This window comes from Bartonella sp. AP36NXGY (assembly GCF_042195865.1).
Lineage (GTDB): Bacteria > Pseudomonadota > Alphaproteobacteria > Rhizobiales > Rhizobiaceae > Bartonella.
The window spans coordinates 77,634-91,964 of sequence record NZ_JBHIPD010000008.1 but is presented as its reverse complement, the minus strand read 5'-3'; the positions used below and the strand labels follow the sequence as shown (position 1 = coordinate 91,964).

At 43.5% G+C, this 14,331-nt stretch carries 17 protein-coding genes and 1 pseudogene; 14 read left to right on the top strand and 4 right to left on the bottom strand.

Translation table 11 applies throughout. The features are described 5' to 3' along the window. Positions 1–75 precede the first annotated feature (75 nt). A complete protein-coding gene (locus ACFINX_RS05095) occupies positions 76–303 on the top strand; it encodes a hypothetical protein (protein WP_375668423.1) in 228 nt (75 codons plus the stop codon). Between the two features lie 2,099 nt (positions 304–2,402). Here ACFINX_RS05095 and ACFINX_RS05090 read toward each other — a convergent pair. After that, entirely contained in the window at positions 2,403–2,972 is a 570-nt protein-coding gene (locus ACFINX_RS05090) for a hypothetical protein (RefSeq protein WP_375668422.1), read from the bottom strand. Between the two features lie 86 nt (positions 2,973–3,058). Here ACFINX_RS05090 and ACFINX_RS05085 point away from each other — a divergent pair, with 86 nt between their 5' ends. The 7 genes from ACFINX_RS05085 (at position 3,059) to ACFINX_RS05055 (ending at position 6,268) form a co-directional block, all read left to right on the top strand. Then, positions 3,059–3,253, top strand: coding sequence for a hypothetical protein (locus ACFINX_RS05085; protein ID WP_375668421.1), 195 nt, complete (start codon positions 3,059–3,061; stop codon positions 3,251–3,253). Continuing rightward, positions 3,213–3,617, top strand: a complete 405-nt coding sequence (locus tag ACFINX_RS05080; RefSeq protein WP_375638464.1) for a hypothetical protein — start codon at positions 3,213–3,215, stop codon at positions 3,615–3,617. Before ACFINX_RS05085 ends, ACFINX_RS05080 begins: the two co-directional genes overlap by 41 nt. Positions 3,618–3,632: 15 nt before the next feature. Continuing rightward, complete coding sequence (locus tag ACFINX_RS05075; RefSeq protein WP_375668420.1) at positions 3,633–4,265, top strand: hypothetical protein; 633 nt, start codon at positions 3,633–3,635, stop codon at positions 4,263–4,265. 56 nt (positions 4,266–4,321) lie between these two features. Further along, positions 4,322–4,645 carry a hypothetical protein gene (locus ACFINX_RS05070; RefSeq protein ID WP_375668419.1) on the top strand — a complete coding sequence of 108 codons (324 nt, stop codon included), beginning with the start codon at positions 4,322–4,324 and terminating at the stop codon, positions 4,643–4,645. A 34-nt stretch (positions 4,646–4,679) separates the two neighbouring features. Beyond that, positions 4,680–4,811, top strand: coding sequence for a hypothetical protein (locus tag ACFINX_RS05065; RefSeq protein WP_375668418.1), 132 nt, complete (start codon positions 4,680–4,682; stop codon positions 4,809–4,811). Between the two features lie 153 nt (positions 4,812–4,964). Beyond that, a complete protein-coding gene (locus ACFINX_RS05060; RefSeq protein ID WP_375668417.1) occupies positions 4,965–5,648 on the top strand; it encodes a hypothetical protein in 684 nt (227 codons plus the stop codon). Between the two features lie 59 nt (positions 5,649–5,707). Beyond that, entirely contained in the window at positions 5,708–6,268 is a 561-nt protein-coding gene (locus ACFINX_RS05055; protein WP_375638467.1) for a hypothetical protein, read from the top strand. Here the strand turns inward: ACFINX_RS05055 and ACFINX_RS05050 are convergent. After that, positions 6,262–8,556: pseudogene (locus tag ACFINX_RS05050) on the bottom strand (toprim domain-containing protein); the annotation flags it as partial. The gene ACFINX_RS05055 and the pseudogene ACFINX_RS05050 sit on opposite strands and share 7 nt — an antisense overlap. A 101-nt stretch (positions 8,557–8,657) precedes the next feature. Continuing rightward, positions 8,658–8,978, bottom strand: a complete 321-nt coding sequence (locus tag ACFINX_RS05045; protein ID WP_375668427.1) for a hypothetical protein — start codon at positions 8,976–8,978, stop codon at positions 8,658–8,660. Between the two features lie 27 nt (positions 8,979–9,005). On the opposite strand from ACFINX_RS05045, the gene ACFINX_RS05040 reads away from it, so the two are divergent. Beyond that, positions 9,006–9,236 carry a hypothetical protein gene (locus tag ACFINX_RS05040; RefSeq protein WP_375668426.1) on the top strand — a complete coding sequence of 77 codons (231 nt, stop codon included), beginning with the start codon at positions 9,006–9,008 and terminating at the stop codon, positions 9,234–9,236. Positions 9,237–9,361: 125 nt separating this feature from the next. Here the strand turns inward: ACFINX_RS05040 and ACFINX_RS05035 are convergent, their stop codons facing one another. After that, positions 9,362–10,432 (bottom strand): YdaU family protein, encoded by a 1,071-nt coding sequence (locus ACFINX_RS05035; protein ID WP_375668416.1) that lies wholly within the window; start codon positions 10,430–10,432, stop codon positions 9,362–9,364. A 417-nt stretch (positions 10,433–10,849) separates the two neighbouring features. Here ACFINX_RS05035 and ACFINX_RS05030 point away from each other — a divergent pair, with 417 nt between their 5' ends. The 5 genes from ACFINX_RS05030 (at position 10,850) to ACFINX_RS05010 (ending at position 14,191) form a co-directional block, all read left to right on the top strand. Beyond that, a complete protein-coding gene (locus ACFINX_RS05030) occupies positions 10,850–11,167 on the top strand; it encodes an XRE family transcriptional regulator (protein WP_273790852.1) in 318 nt (105 codons plus the stop codon). A gap of 312 nt (positions 11,168–11,479) precedes the next feature. Further along, complete coding sequence (locus ACFINX_RS05025) at positions 11,480–11,869, top strand: hypothetical protein (RefSeq protein WP_375611644.1); 390 nt, start codon at positions 11,480–11,482, stop codon at positions 11,867–11,869. A 2-nt stretch (positions 11,870–11,871) separates the two neighbouring features. Further along, positions 11,872–12,060: a hypothetical protein gene (locus ACFINX_RS05020; protein WP_375668415.1), complete on the top strand. Its 189-nt coding sequence runs from the start codon at positions 11,872–11,874 to the stop codon at positions 12,058–12,060. A 1,125-nt stretch (positions 12,061–13,185) separates the two neighbouring features. Continuing rightward, positions 13,186–13,356 carry a hypothetical protein gene (locus tag ACFINX_RS05015; protein WP_375638470.1) on the top strand — a complete coding sequence of 57 codons (171 nt, stop codon included), beginning with the start codon at positions 13,186–13,188 and terminating at the stop codon, positions 13,354–13,356. A gap of 70 nt (positions 13,357–13,426) precedes the next feature. After that, positions 13,427–14,191: a lambda exonuclease family protein gene (locus ACFINX_RS05010; protein WP_375668414.1), complete on the top strand. Its 765-nt coding sequence runs from the start codon at positions 13,427–13,429 to the stop codon at positions 14,189–14,191. Positions 14,192–14,331 lie beyond the last annotated feature (140 nt).

Genomic DNA, 14,331 nt, shown 5'->3' with positions numbered 1-14,331 from the left:
GTGCATCCTCTTATAGATTGGATACTGCCTCATGAGGGTTGAGGCGGTCTCCGTTGAGGGGAAGGATGCACTCTTTTGAGGGCTAGAGTGCATCCTCTTATGGATTGGATACTGCCTTATGAGGGTTTGGCAGTTTCCGTTGAGGGGAAGGATGCACTCTTTTTGAGGGTTAGGGTGCATCCTCTTATGGATTGGATACTGCCTTATGAGGGTTTGGCGGTATCTGTTGAGGGGAAGGATGCACTCTTTTTGAGGGCTGGAGTGCATCCTTTCCATGGATTGAATGCACTCTTTGGAGGCTAAAGTGCATCCATAGGGAAAGGCATATTCCATAAGAAACAGAGATAACAAAAAGATTTGTTTTTATATTTTTATTGATAGGTTGCTGTATTTGCGAGGGCTATTCATTCTTTATTCTCAATATTTAAGATGATTATGTGATAAGGGTTGTTCGTCAATACAATCGTAAAAGACGCTGATGTATTTTTATAAAAATTGAGATATTTTTGTGCCTTTTTCTTGTTTTTTTTGTGTTTACACAAGATATGCACGGCTTTTCAACAGTTTGTTTTTTTAGCTTTGCTAATGGCGATGGCGTTGGCTAAACACTTCAATTGTTTTAACTGCTTCAATACCGCCTTAAAAAACAGTGCTTTATAATATGACAAAATAAGCTGTATAACTTTTGATTCTTACGCGATGCTAGAAAAAGGGGAATGTTAGGAGAGATGTTGTCTATATTCTTAGTTTATCTCTTAAGTTAGGAAGATTAACATACTTTCCGAATCTATTTTTTATTCGGTTTGACGGTTAAAGAGCAATATCTGAATGGAATCACACTTGTCTCATGTTTTTATTCTCACGCTTTAGATTTTTTCTCATAGGGATTTTGTTTTTAATGGGGGATTTTGTTTTTTAATGGGGGATTTTGTTTTTTAATGGGAGTTTACGCGACTCACATAAAACAGAATGTTCTAAATAGAATATATTTGTGTTGCACATTTACCTACTTGTTTAAAAACATTATGTGATCTTATCATCACAATTATATTGGTGATTGGAGATATTGGTAAATCTGATAATGGAGAAATCTCTTGTGAAGTGGATAAGCCCTTCTTTAAATTCTCATAAGGGGAAAGCCAGCACTATCATACTATTCTCACCTCATGTGATGATAGCCTTTGGCTCTTGAGCGTGTTCATAAGAGGCATTTTGATTCTTTATCTTTGAAATCTTTGAAGTGCTTTATTTCATATGTCTCTTATGTTTGTAATGTGGAAAAGACAAGGTGTTGATTGATGCAACATGAAATAAATTTAAAATGAGAGAATCCCTATGATATCTGCGTCTCTTAATTTTATATGGATAACGGGTTTTAATATGGATAACGGGATATGATGATTATAAATCAATATGTTGTCGTGATACATCAACCTGTTGGGGGGCGATAAAGAAAGTTATCCAATAGTTAAGTCATTCTGTTATGCCGTAAAACACGGTCATTTGAGGTTTGGTGATATGAAGCAAGCTTCCTTGGATATGTTTTAAGTGTTTTTTTAAGGGCGTGGTGAATCTTTAAGACAGAGCAAGATTCTGTTGCGCCTTGAGTTTAGCGGAAAAACCTGAATAGAAGCCAAGAGGGAATGGCAAACCAAGAGGGAAGTGTATCCAAGCTGTTTGTAAATCAGATTGAGTTAAGAATCTGTGTTCTTTAAGAATGGAACGCAAGTCAATTTGACAAAAGAATGATCTATTTTGCGGGTAAACCTTATGGAGGAATTATCACAAAGCTCATAAGGAAGTGATTTAAGACAATACAGTCATAAAAAAGTACAGTTATAAAAAAAAGTCCTCCGTCGCAATCAGAGGACCAAAAAGCAGGAGAATTTTAACATTGACTCGCAGGACGTGTCAAAAAAGAATAAATTTAAAAGGCCGTACTAAATACAAAAAAATCATACTTAAAGAACCTACCATATTATGGTTAGCAGAGAATTGAAAAAATAGCAATATAAAAAATACTTTTTACAAAAAATTTTGTCATTTTGCATTAAAACTTAATACTTTTTTCAATTGAATATTTATTTTAAGACTCGATATTAATTAAACTATATTTAAAAATATTATGATACATGCAAGCATCTTGATAATATTCTTCAATCAAAAACGAATTAAGAGCCCCTCATGATTATAGGACTGATATGGGGGAAGGCTTTTTGTTTTTAAGAGTGTGGGGTGTATCTTAAGTATGTGTGAGGGGGGTGAAGTATTGTCCTTTTGGGTGTGGGCAAGGTAATGAAAATAGGGGCGAGAGCTGCTGGATGCTTGAGCCCGTGTGGGGGAGGTTTCTTTAGAGGGGGCGGGGCAACATGGGAGGCGGCTTAAAATGGCGAGGAGGGGGATTATTCAAAATGTTTATGGTTTGCATATCCCCAATGAAATGCGAGCAAGTCTAAACAATCTCGTAAATGATCGGCAAGGGAGTTTTGTTTGCGTTTTGAAGAACTTAATTCTTTTATCGCTTGTCCATAGCCGATAACGCGTTCAAGCAGTGAATAACCAAGAATACCCAGTTGAACTTTGATTGTTCTTAAATGATTGGAGGCTTCTATTTGACGTTCAATGGGGTGTGTGTACCCTTGGCTACAGGAAACCTTTTCACGGGTGTAGTCAAGGCTCATGTGAAGATCGGCTTGGCTTTGACGCCAGTAAAAATAAAAACGTTCTGCCGCTTTATATTGGGCTTTGCTGAGATGTCCTTTCGCATATAAAAGGGCAATGGGATGGCTTTGTGCATTGGCAATGGCTTTAATCGTGCGCGGGTTGCTGGAACTTTCTCGATGATTGGGTTTAAAATAAGGATTACGCGTTTCTACAGGGATTTCTTGCGTCTTTAAATGACCAATGTGCTTTTCTTGATTTTGATGATCAAGCGGGCAGGTTTGCGTATTTTTTTTCTGCTTATGGGTCATAGCATCTCCTTAAAAATTTTAATTTTGCTTCTCGTTTTTTAAAAAATGTTGCTTGATCTAGGCAAAAGAGGGGGTGAGAGGAAGACATGTGTTGGAGTGTGCCGTGGGGGTATGCGCTCTTGGGGGTGACTTGGACTGTTGCGCTTGTGTGTGGGAGCCCCATGGATTTGGCTCTTGAAAAGAGGGGTGTTTTGTCGCATGGTGGATTTTCCTTGAATGACTTGATGAGGGAGGTGAGTGATGGCGCGCGGGCTTTTGTCTCTGAAGGGATTGGTGTTTAGCTGTATTGTGGCCTATGTCTCTGTGGCTGTTTATGTGGAAATGAAGGCTCTTGGGATGACGTGGGGCGTATTTTTACGAGCTGTGGCGTTTTATGGCATTCCCGGTATTTTCCTTATGTTGGGTTATGAAGTAATGCAGCGGCGTGGTGTAACGAAGGGTTTGTTCCTCAAGATGGTGTTGTTGAGCTTCATTTTGGCTGCTGTCTCTGATTTTATTTATAAGCAAGCTGAGCATTTGGGTTTGGCTCAGGTGTGGTTCTCAAACAAGTGGGTGTTTTATGTCCTTTTGGGCTTTGTCCTTGCTCTTATTTATAGAGGGGTAAGGCGTCTTGGGTTTAGGATTTCATTCTTTGAAAAGGATTGATCTTTTGCTGCATTTTTGGCATGGTCTCTGATTTTTGCTTATGAAGGAGCGGGGCGTATGGTGGTTGCGCGGGACATGTTTTTAAAGGGGCTGGCGTTTTGCTGCGTTGTTGGCATGGTCCTTGGCTTTGCTTATGAAGATGCGGGGCGACCGGCTATTACGTGGGAGGTGTTTTGGCAGGGGGTGGTGATTTCTTGCATTGCTGGAGCGACCTTTTGTTTTATTGTTGTGGGAGCAAACAGTAGAACTGTATCGTGGGGCGTGTTTTTCAAGGCTGTGGTGTTTTGCACCATTGCTGTAGTGGTTCTTGGCTTTGCTTATAAGGGAGCGAAGCGTTTTGATATATCATGGGAATTTTTAGTAATAGGAGCGGTGTTTGTTGCATTGCTGGACCTGTCCTTGGTTTTGCTTATGAGGGTTCGAGGTAAATGGATATCGCGTGGGGTGTGGTGCTTCAAGTGGGTGGTGTTTTCTTGTATTATTGGCACTGTCGTTGGGTTGGCGCATGTGGGAGTAAAGCATATGGGCTGGAGCACGCATTGGTTCTTGAACAATGGGGTGTTTGTGAGCACTATTGGATTCGTTCCTTTGTTTGTTTTGGAGGGGGTACGGTGTGTGCGTGTACTGTTGGGGGGCTTAAAAAAATGAGCATTTTTCTTTCCCATGGGCGTGATCTTTGATGTTCTTTCTGTGAGGGGTATTTGATGTCGAACGATGTGATGTTTTTGCAGTGGTTGGGGTTTTTCTGCCCTTTGGCTCTCGCCTTTGTTTCTATTTATGTGGGAATAAGGTTTTTCGGGTTTACAAGGAAGGACTTTTTTAAGGGTGGGGTGCTTGCATTCTTTGTTGGCGTGACCTCTAAGTTTGTTTATGCGAAAGCTGAGCATTTTGGTTTGGCTCAGGTGTGGTTTTCAAACAAGTGGGTTTTTTACATTCTTTTTGGCGTTATCTTTGGTCTTATCCTTGGGCTTATTTGTCTAGGGGCAAAGCGTCTTGGGTTTAGGCTTTCATTCTTTGCAAAGGATTGATCTTTTGCTGCATTTTTGGCATGGTCTCTGATTTTTGCTTAATAAAGGAGCGGGGCGTATGGTGGTTGCGCGGGACATGTTTTTGAAGTTAGCGGTGTTTTCCTGCGTTGTTGGATTGGCGTATAACGGAGCCAAGCATATGGGGGCACTGGTTTTTGATCTTTAACAATGGGGTGTTTGTGAGCAGTGTTGGATTCGTTCCTTTGTTTGTTTTGGAAGGGGTACGGTGTGTGCGTGTACTGTTGGGGGGCTTAAAAAAATGAGCATTTTTCTTTCCCACGGGCGTGGTCTTTGATGTTCTTTCTGTGAGGGGTATTTGATGTCGAACGATGTGATGTTTTGGCTGTTGCCTTGGTTTTTCTGCTTTTTTGCTCTGGCCTTGATTTTTATTTATAAGGGAGCAAAGCGTCGCTCTGTTACAGAGTGGATGTTTTGGAGATGGGTGGTGCTTTATGGCGCCCTTGCCACCTACCTTGGTTTTATTTATGTGGGCGTGGGCAGGCGCGCTGTTGACGGGGAGCTGCTCTTGAAGGGGGCGGTATTTTCTTGCATTTTTGCAACTGTCCTTGGTTTGGTGCATCTGGGCGTCAAGAGTATGCCTGTTGCTTGGCAAGTGTTCTTAAAAGCAGTTATGTTTTGTTGCATGATGGGCTTTATCCTGTGGTTTGCTGCTGTGGGTGTCAGAGATATGGATAGCATAAGGGCGGTATTCTTAAAGGTTTTGCTCTTGTCTGTATTGTTGAAAGTGCTCTTGGGGTTCTTTATACGCGAGCAAAGTGATACGGTGCTACAGAGGTCGTTGCGTGCTTTGAATTTTGTGCTGTTTTTCTGCATTTTGGCACCAATTCTTTGTTTTACCCGTCTGGGAGCAGAGAATCTAGGGTTGAGCTGGCTTTGGTTCTCGAATGAGAGGGTGTTGCCCTTTATTGTTGGATTTTTTTCTCCTTTGATTTATCAGGGTATAAGGCGTGCGCGTGTTTTAGGGGCTTGGTTCTTAAAGTAGGGTGTGTTTTTCTTTTTCATGGGTGTGATCTTTAATGGGCTTGCTGTGAGGGGTATGTGATGTCGAACGATTTGTTTTTTTTGCTGTTGTTGGTGTTTTCCTACCTTTTTATTGTTGTCGTTATTGGTACTTATAAGGTTTCCAAGCGCTTCGATATTCCGTGGTGGCGGGCGGCGTTTTATTGTATTTTTGGTGTTTCCCTCTTTTTGAAGGAAGTGCTGTTTTACGGCGTTTTAGGAGTCGTCCTTTTTTTAGCTCTTTTGGGGATGGAGAGTATGGACATACCATGGGGACTCCTGTCCTTGATGGGGATCGTGTTTGCTGCACTGTTGGAGTGGTTCTTGATTTTGCATATGAGGGGGCGGCGAGATGGGGTGGTGACGCGTTGTTTGTGGTTATTGAAGGGGGGGGTGTTTTGCGCCGTTGTTGGAGCGATCTTTTTTTGTTTCCGTCTGGGAGCAGAGAATCTAGGGTTGAGTTGGCTTTGGTTTGCGAAGGATTGGGTGTTTTTCATCATTTGTGGATTGATCCTTCCTGTTGTTTCTGTGGGAGCAAGGCGTGCGTGTGTGAAGGCGGAGACGTTTTTAAAGAGAGTGGGGTTTATGGGGTATTACAGATAACGTCGAGGGAATGATTGTTCAAAAGAACAGCGATAGCGGTAGGTTTGGGGATCAAACCAAAGCCCTATTTTGCCTTCAAAATCACCAGAACGTTGTTTGGCAATATTCATAATAACGCCAGGGCGTTTGGCTAAATCTGCTTTTTCTTGTGCTAGAGAGGCGGCAAAGATTTTATCTTCCAACGACCGATTGCGCCAAATGGTGATAATGTTAAAGGCATTGGCACCAATTTCTGAGGCGCCTTTAATGTCTTCTGTGCTGGGGATATCTTTATCCAGACCGCCTTTTCGGGCATGGGCTACAAGGTGAATATGTACATTGTTTAAAACAGCCCAATCAACCATTTTATAAACGGCTTGTTCTTGTCTTGCATAATCATCAGAGGCAATGCCAAGCCGCATCAAACTGTCGATGATAAATTGATCGCAGCCATAGCGCGCACGACAATAGTCAAAGACATCAAGCAAGGTGTCAACGCTTGATTTGCCAACATGCTCATAAAGAATAAGCCCATCGTCTAAAAAATGAAGAATCCGTTCAATCGTTTCTTTTGTAGGCTGTTCTAAGCCGCCCGTTTGTTTGGTTAAACGGCGGAGCGATTGTTCTCCTTTCATTTCTAGAGACGCTAAGCAAAGGCGACTCTTTTGTGCAATCCAATGGGGAATACAGTCTGATAATAATTGGCTTTTACCTGCACCACTCGCACCGCTCCAGAGCGTTAATTCTGCTGGGCGGAAATGCAATTTGTCCTTCAGTTTAGGATAGGGAACCGTATAACCAAGATGTTTTTCAGGCTCTGGCCAAAAAAGCCCAATCACTTGATCTTTATAGTCTGAGGCGCGCCGTAAACCTTCTGGTGCAAAGCTTTGTGCTGAGGAAAAGGCGGCTTTTATGGTGGCTTTATCAATCCCTGCGGTTAAACAGTCATTGGCATCTTTACGGGGTAAACGGACACGGTAGCAACGGTGGCGTCCAAGCCTGCTGGCAATCTCACGGGCTGCTTCTTCTCCGGGCGGATCCATATCGGTGGCTAAAAAAATCGTTTCAAAAGATTCTAAATGATCAAATTCATTTTCAATCCAGTTGTGTTTTCCTCCACTGCCTCCTCCAAAGGGAACAGAAACCGCCGGATATCCATAGGCGGCTAAGGATAGCGCATCAATTTCTCCTTCAGTGATGACAATGGTACGGTTTGTTGAAGAAAGAAGGGGAAATGGCGCCTGTTGGGGGGTGTGTGTGGGTGCCTGTTGGTGTGTGTGTGTGGAGGTGGGGTTGATTGAGGGTACCTGCTGAGGTGTGTTTTGGGGCGCCTGTGTGGAGGCGTGGTTGGTTGAGGCGGTGTTTTGGGATGCCTGTGTGGAGGGGTGGTTGGTTGAGGTGGTGTTTTGGGATGCCTTTGTGGAGGGGTGGTTGGTTGAGGCGGTGTTTTGGGATGCCTGCGTGGAGGCGTGGTTGATTGAGGTGGTGTTTTGGGATGCCTGTGTAGAGGTGGGGTTGGTTGTGGCGGTGTTTTGGGGTGCCTGCTGAGGTGCGTGCTGGGTTGCCTGTTGGGATGTGTGCGGGGATGCCTTTGTGGAGGCGGGGTTGGTTGAGGCGGTGTTTTGGGGCGCCTGTGTAGAGGCGGGGTTGGTTGAGGGTACCTGCTGAGGTGTGTGTTGGAATGCTTGCTGAGGTGCCTGTTGGAGCGCCTGCGTGGAGGGGTGGTTTGTGGGGTAAAGGGCTTGCCAACCAAATAAAATCGGTTCACATTGGGAGGCTGTTGGTTTTGTTTTTGCTCCCGTTTGTGCAAGCCGTTCTTTGACTAAAGCAAGGGTGCCGTCGGGTTTATAAAAGGGGAAAATGATTTTTTCGCCATTTTCTCCTATGCGGTAACGCTTTATAATCTCTAGAGGAATGCGGCGTTCTTCATGGAGATAGGTTTTTACAAGATTCTGCGGGCTCTGCCCTTTAGGAACCGGTGGACGGCGATAGGAACGATGAGGCGCCATAAAGGGTTTGGGGCGTGTCAGATTGAGAGTCGCGCGTGCTTCTTCTAAGGCTTGAGAGAGGCTAATGCCTTTGACTTCACACCAAAGGTCTAAAAGATCTCCTCCTGTGCTTTCTGCAAAATCATACCAAAGTCCTGCTTTACTACCACTTAAGCAAATCGATAAACTTTGACCAGCTTCACCACGTGTGTTGCCTACAATCCAATTGTTGCCTCGTTTGTGCCCTTGGGGAAGAAGCATTTCTGCTATTCTATCTGCTTGTGAGATAAGTTTTTGTTTGATTTCAAAAATTGTGCTCATGGTCATTCGTGATATTATTGTCGTTTTTCTCAAGATGTGAGAAGTGAGGATTCTGTTTTTGCTGTTCTCACCATTCGATCTGATCGTAAAGTCTCGTGGTGCTATGGGGCTTGCCAGTTTACTTTGAGAGCTTCTTTGCCGCTCTTTTTTTGCCAATAGTCGCGAAACCTCTTGGCTTGCCAAAGGGCTTGACTCTCACTCAAACCTTTCTGAAATGGCTGTGTTGGTGTTTGTTTGCCAAGAGCATGGGAAGTGGTGTCTTGAGAAAAAGGAGGAAGGCGGAAAGGAGGAAGGATGCAAGAAGGGCGGGGTGGATATGTCTGAGAGTGTGGTGCATGCTGGGGTCCTGTTGGGGGGGTGGGGCATGAGTTGGGGTGCCTGTGTGGGAGGGGTGGTTTGTTGCCAAAGAGTTTGCTTTTCATTGAGTTTTTTTTGAAGCTGCTCTGTTGATGTCTGCTTGCCAAGAGCATGGGAAGTGGCGCCTTGGGAAAAGGAGGAAGGTGGAAAGGAGGAAGGGGGTGCAAGAAGGGCGGGGAGGATATGCCTGTGAGGGGGGGGTGCATGCTGGAGTCCTGGTGTATTGGGGTGTATGTTGGGGTGCCTGTGAGGGTCTTTTGCGTGGGGAAAACGCTTTTGTGATGAGAGAAAAATGGTCGATGTTGACGCGTTTTGCTGTGTGAATCGCCTATCCAAATGTTGTTTTGCCGCATTTTGTTTTGTTCTGTGTTGTTTTGTCCGATGCTGTTGTGGTGTTGAAGCATTTTTGTCCCCGCGCTTGCTTGAAAAATACGTTGTTTGTGTGATGTCAAAAATTGTCGTTATAGTTGATCAAACTGCGGTAAAGCGTGTCGTTGTTCTCAGAGGTAAAAGATGAGGAGCCTCCCTGTTTTTGCTGTTCTTGCCGTTCGATCTCACGGCGAAACCAGTTGCGCCATGTGGCTTGCCAGTCTACTTTGAGAGCTTCTTTGCCGCCTTTGGCTTGCCAATAGTCGCGAAACTTCTTTTCTTGCCAATGGGCTTGGCTTTCACTCAAGCCTTCTGAAACTGCCGCCTTGATGTCTGCTTGCCAATGCTCAGGAAGACGATGCCCTTTGGCAACTGAGGTTGTGGTTTTTTTGTTGGTGCAAAGCGGGATGGAGGCAGGAAGATTGCTGGGGGGAAGAGTGGTGGCGGATTTTGTTTTTTCCCCCGTGACAATTTGCGCGATAGGGGCGGGAGTGAACTCGTCTTGGGGAGCTTTTAAAGGGGAGGCGTTTTTTTGCTCCGCTTCTGCTTGGGCAGGCAAAGGGAGAGGTGAATCAAGAGCCGGTGAGGGGGATGGATGATCGCTTTGTTCAAAGTTCTCTTCGCAGGAAAAACAAGGTTCTGTCTCATCAAACAAAATTTTCTTTTCTAAAACACCGTAAGGTGTTTCCTTTTCTTCTGCCTTTTGAGCTTTTGAGTTTTGTGCAACATCTTTTGGACTTTCGTTAAGCAGTTGTTGCATCTCTGCATTGATTTTCTTGCGTTTTTTTGCCGAAGAACGACCCGCAAAGGATTTTTGTTCAAGCAATTTTTCACGCTCTTGAAAAACATTTTCGCAACGCTTGTTCCATAATCCATTGGCTAAATTTAAAATCTTACCCTCTTGGATGAGCATCTCTAAAACATTAACAAAAGTTCGCTTGTCACAACCACAAAGACGCGCTAAACGTTCTTTCGATATTTCTAAAGGTCGGCCACGGGCATACATTTCATTGAGAAGAATCGTATAGATTCCAATTTCGTGTGCGCGCATCCCACGTACACCTCCTAGAAAGTCATTTTGATACCAACAAACATATGGAAGCCTAGACGATTCATAATGAGGAGTTTCTTGTTGATTAGCGTGTTTCATACTGCAATCTACTTTCTTCTTTTTTATACATTTTTATTGATGATAAAAGCTCAAATAAGGATTTAACTTGTGTTGCTTTTGGCTCTGTTCGATGATGACTAGAGGCTTCTTTACGATGCTTATAAATGATTGGCTGTGCTTGAAGAGCATGCAAACTTACGATTTAAGATTGCGGTGATGGAAAAAATAAAGAATACCACACATTCTCAACGTACTTGCTTTTGGGCAGAAGCTTTGGAGGTGGTCTTTTATATCCGGTAGGGTGGTTAAAGTGTTTTTATGATCTAAAAATAAAAAAAAATTTCCCCCTAAAAAGTAAAATTTGTTTCCTTAATTTTATCCTTTTTAGAGGATAATGCAAGCCCGTTTTATAAAAAGGACGTGTTTTTTTAAAAAGACGCGCTATATGGTGAAATTATGAATATCGATGGTTGGCGTCAAAGATTAAGAATCGCTTTGGAAAAAAGTGGGCGGTCAAAAAGATCTATCTCCCTCGCTGCCGGTAAAGGCGCGGGGTACCTTCATTCTATTCTTTCTGAAGGAAAAGAACCAACAATCGAATCTCTCTCGCGAATTTGTCACGAAATTAATATCAGTATGAATTATATTCTTTACGGGAAAGGGGCTAGCCCTGAAGATAAAGAATTTATAGAGCTTATTTCGAAACTCTCTCCGCAAGAGAGACAGGCGATTTTGACTCTTTTGCGGCGACCAATTGACGAAGCTTCAAAATAACTTCCTTCTGTGTTTTTGAGTCAAGGCGACTCCAGTGTTTTATTAATATTATGTCACTCATTTTATCTCTCCTGTGTGTTTATAATTGCAATTTTGTAAGAACAAATAGAGAACAACAAAGGGGCATGAGAGGAACAAAGAATAATAGATTTTTCTTTACATATGTCATTTGAACCCCGTAGATATTTAAAATATATCTTTTATGAAGGATAAAATGGTTGACATCTCTCCTATAGAGGATATAAGACTAACGCTATATTTAGTCTTGTCAAGACAAGGCTATGCTTTATCAACTATCTAAAGGGGGAAATCATGAAAAATATTTCATTCGTTAAAGAGGATGAAATCATTGTCGTTTTATGCGAAGAGGAAAATCCTTGTACTTATGAAGGACCAATCGACGAAATCGAAGAAGTGCTCGAACTGATTGAAGAATGTGAAACTGTTTATAGAGTTTTACGACTCGATCTGACAACTTCTCATGCTGAAGATATTACGGAACAAATCGCTGATTTTTATGTCGAAAATCATGAAATAAATGAAGAAAATACACAATTGCAGCCCTTCATTTTGAATAGTGAAGCTTATCATGCTTGTTTAAATGAAAGAGCGGCTTGCGATTATGAAGATAATCTCTATGGCTCTTATGAAAAACAGCATCGTTTACGCCCATGTGATGTCTTGACAGATTATTGGTGGTAAACATGCCAAGTTATCTCAAGACTTCGTATCAAGGGATTCCACTTTATTATGCTGGAAATATGCGGAATTTAATCAGACTCGAACCACAAAAACACAACGCTATACTTTTTATATCGCAAGAGGTGGCTCAGTCTATGGCAAAAAAATTGGAGGAAGAATATTGCCGCCATGATTTTTTCGTCGTGCAGTAGCAGGGTTGAAAAAGAATCCGCAATGATGGGCCCAAGTGCTTTTTCATTGCGGTGACAATGGTGCACGTTATGCTTTCGTTCTTGGGGGGGACGACTTGGGGGTGGAGAGCTTTGCGGGGATTTTCTTAGCCGATATGGAAAGGAGGGCATGAAGAAAAGAGCCCTATATATGGGGAATTGCGGACGCTTGTGTGGGGGGAAGTTGCCGGCTGGTTCATTGGGGGGGTAAGGCAATGGGGGGGCAGCGGGTTATCCAGTGGGGTTGGAGTGATATGAAAGCATGCTGGAGAACAAAAATGAAGGCTTAGGGGGAAGATAAGCAGCAGTACAGACAGGTTCCAACCTATAAAAAGGCACGTTCAAGGGGGAAAGAGCTGGTTTTTGTATTTTTGCGGCACGCAAGTAGGGAGCTTGGAATGATACCTAAAGCATGCTGGAAAATGGAAGGAGGTGTTTGACGGGAGAGGTCGTTAAAGCTTGTTTAGACGTATTGGGACACGTGGGGGGCTTTGCGGTGCTTTTGTGTTGAGTGCTGGGAGAGCGCCGCAATGATGGGCCCAAGTGTTTTTTCATTGCGGTGACAATGGTGCACGTTATGCTTTCGTTCTTGGGGGGAGAAGCTTAGGGGAGCCGCTTGGGGGAGAGCTTTGCGGGGATTTTCTTAGCCGATATGGAAAGGAGGGGATGAGAAACTTGTGGGGAGGAGGGATGTTGGGGGGAAGCTTGTTGGGGAAAATGTTGGTGGTTGGCTGGTTAAGAGGGAGGACGAGTGGGGGGAGGAGGAGAGCTTGAAGCGTATGCAAGGCATATGCTGGAGGGGAGATATGAGGTGTGGAAAGGGGGCAGCCGTACAAGCGTTGAGGAGATGTCAATCTTTAAAAAAAGTTCCGTGTAGGGGAAAGAGTAGAGTGTTGAGGGAGGGGGGAAAGTAGAGAGCTTGGAGCGCAGGGAGTGCAAAGAGCTTGGATATGAAATGTGAAAGCATGTTGGGAAATGGGGGAAGGTGTTTGAGAGGGAAGAAGAGGAAAGCGCTATGGGAGCGCGGTTCTGACCGTTTTTGTATTGAGCCTTAGGGGGCAATGATGGGCGAGAGGTTTTTTTATCGGGGAGAAAATATCACGCGTTATGCTTTCGTCTAGGGAGGGCGCCGCTTGGGGGCTTAACCGATATGGAAAAGGAGGGGATGAGAAACTTGTGGGGAGGGGGATGTTGAGGGGGGCGTTTCCAACAGCTTTTGTGATTTCAGCAGCACAATATTTAAGGATGCTGTCATTCTTAGTGGGGAATGCATCTTAAAAGATATGAATGTTTCAAAGAGAATATGTTGCAAAAAAAAAACACCTTAAAGATGAAGGGGAGAAATACTATGCCAATCATTATCGATTGTATTCAAGGAACAGAGGAATGGCAGCAAGCGCGTAATGGTTTGATTACGGCTTCTTTGTTTGAGATGGTTATGGCGCAAAAAAAACAGGGGCAAAAAACGTCACGCTATCAGAGTGTGATGATGAAATTGGCGGGAGAAAGAATTACAGGAAAAACTGTTGATGAAGGGGCAACACTTTCTATGCGACGTGGGACAGAATTAGAACCAATCGCACGACAGCTTTATGGGGAACTGACACATACAGAACCTGAATGTATTGGCTTTGTTTTGGCAGATGACCGCAGACAAGGATTTTCCCCCGATGCTTTTGTGGGAAAAAATGGCTTATTAGAAATTAAAACAAAAAAACCTGAAATTTTGATCCCTCATTTCATGCAAAAGAGCTTTCCAGCAGAACATAAAGCACAATGTCAAGGGGGATTATGGATTTCTCAACGCGAATGGGTGGATTTAATGCTCTATTGGCCGGATATGCCTCCTTTGATTAAACGGGCTTATCGTGATGAAGCATATATTTGCAAGCTTGAAAATGAAATTAGCCGTTTTAATGAGGCTTTGGAGAAGATGGTACAGCAAATTAAATCGGTTGAGACAGGTTTTCATATAAGAACAGAAATTGCTTTGAAGGAGGGAGAAAGCGGGGAGTTTGGAGCGCATGCAAGACGTATGCTGGAGGGCAAAACAAGAATGAGGCGGGCAAGAAAGGGATCTTGTGTAGCGTTGAGGAGAGGCAAAGTTCTATAAAAAGGAAAGAGCAGAGGGGGAAAAGAGCAAAGCATATGTTGGAAGAGGGTGCTAAATAAGGGGGCGCAAAGAGTGCAGGGAGCACAAAGAGCTTGGTCATGAATGTGAAAGCATGGTGGGAAAATGGGGAAAGAAAGGGT

Coding starts and splice junctions, on each gene's coding strand:
- ACFINX_RS05090 (WP_375668422.1), bottom strand. CDS start 2,972: ATGACCCATAAGCAGAAAAAAAATACGCAAACCTGCCCGCTTGATCAT.
- ACFINX_RS05085 (WP_375668421.1), top strand. CDS start 3,059: ATGTGTTGGAGTGTGCCGTGGGGGTATGCGCTCTTGGGGGTGACTTGG.
- ACFINX_RS05080 (WP_375638464.1), top strand. CDS start 3,213: ATGGCGCGCGGGCTTTTGTCTCTGAAGGGATTGGTGTTTAGCTGTATT.
- ACFINX_RS05070 (WP_375668419.1), top strand. CDS start 4,322: ATGTCGAACGATGTGATGTTTTTGCAGTGGTTGGGGTTTTTCTGCCCT.
- ACFINX_RS05060 (WP_375668417.1), top strand. CDS start 4,965: ATGTCGAACGATGTGATGTTTTGGCTGTTGCCTTGGTTTTTCTGCTTT.
- ACFINX_RS05055 (WP_375638467.1), top strand. CDS start 5,708: ATGTCGAACGATTTGTTTTTTTTGCTGTTGTTGGTGTTTTCCTACCTT.
- ACFINX_RS05045 (WP_375668427.1), bottom strand. CDS start 8,978: ATGAAAAGCAAACTCTTTGGCAACAAACCACCCCTCCCACACAGGCAC.
- ACFINX_RS05040 (WP_375668426.1), top strand. CDS start 9,006: ATGTCTGCTTGCCAAGAGCATGGGAAGTGGCGCCTTGGGAAAAGGAGG.
- ACFINX_RS05035 (WP_375668416.1), bottom strand. CDS start 10,432: ATGAAACACGCTAATCAACAAGAAACTCCTCATTATGAATCGTCTAGG.
- ACFINX_RS05030 (WP_273790852.1), top strand. CDS start 10,850: ATGAATATCGATGGTTGGCGTCAAAGATTAAGAATCGCTTTGGAAAAA.
- ACFINX_RS05025 (WP_375611644.1), top strand. CDS start 11,480: ATGAAAAATATTTCATTCGTTAAAGAGGATGAAATCATTGTCGTTTTA.
- ACFINX_RS05020 (WP_375668415.1), top strand. CDS start 11,872: ATGCCAAGTTATCTCAAGACTTCGTATCAAGGGATTCCACTTTATTAT.
- ACFINX_RS05015 (WP_375638470.1), top strand. CDS start 13,186: ATGCTTTCGTCTAGGGAGGGCGCCGCTTGGGGGCTTAACCGATATGGA.
- ACFINX_RS05010 (WP_375668414.1), top strand. CDS start 13,427: ATGCCAATCATTATCGATTGTATTCAAGGAACAGAGGAATGGCAGCAA.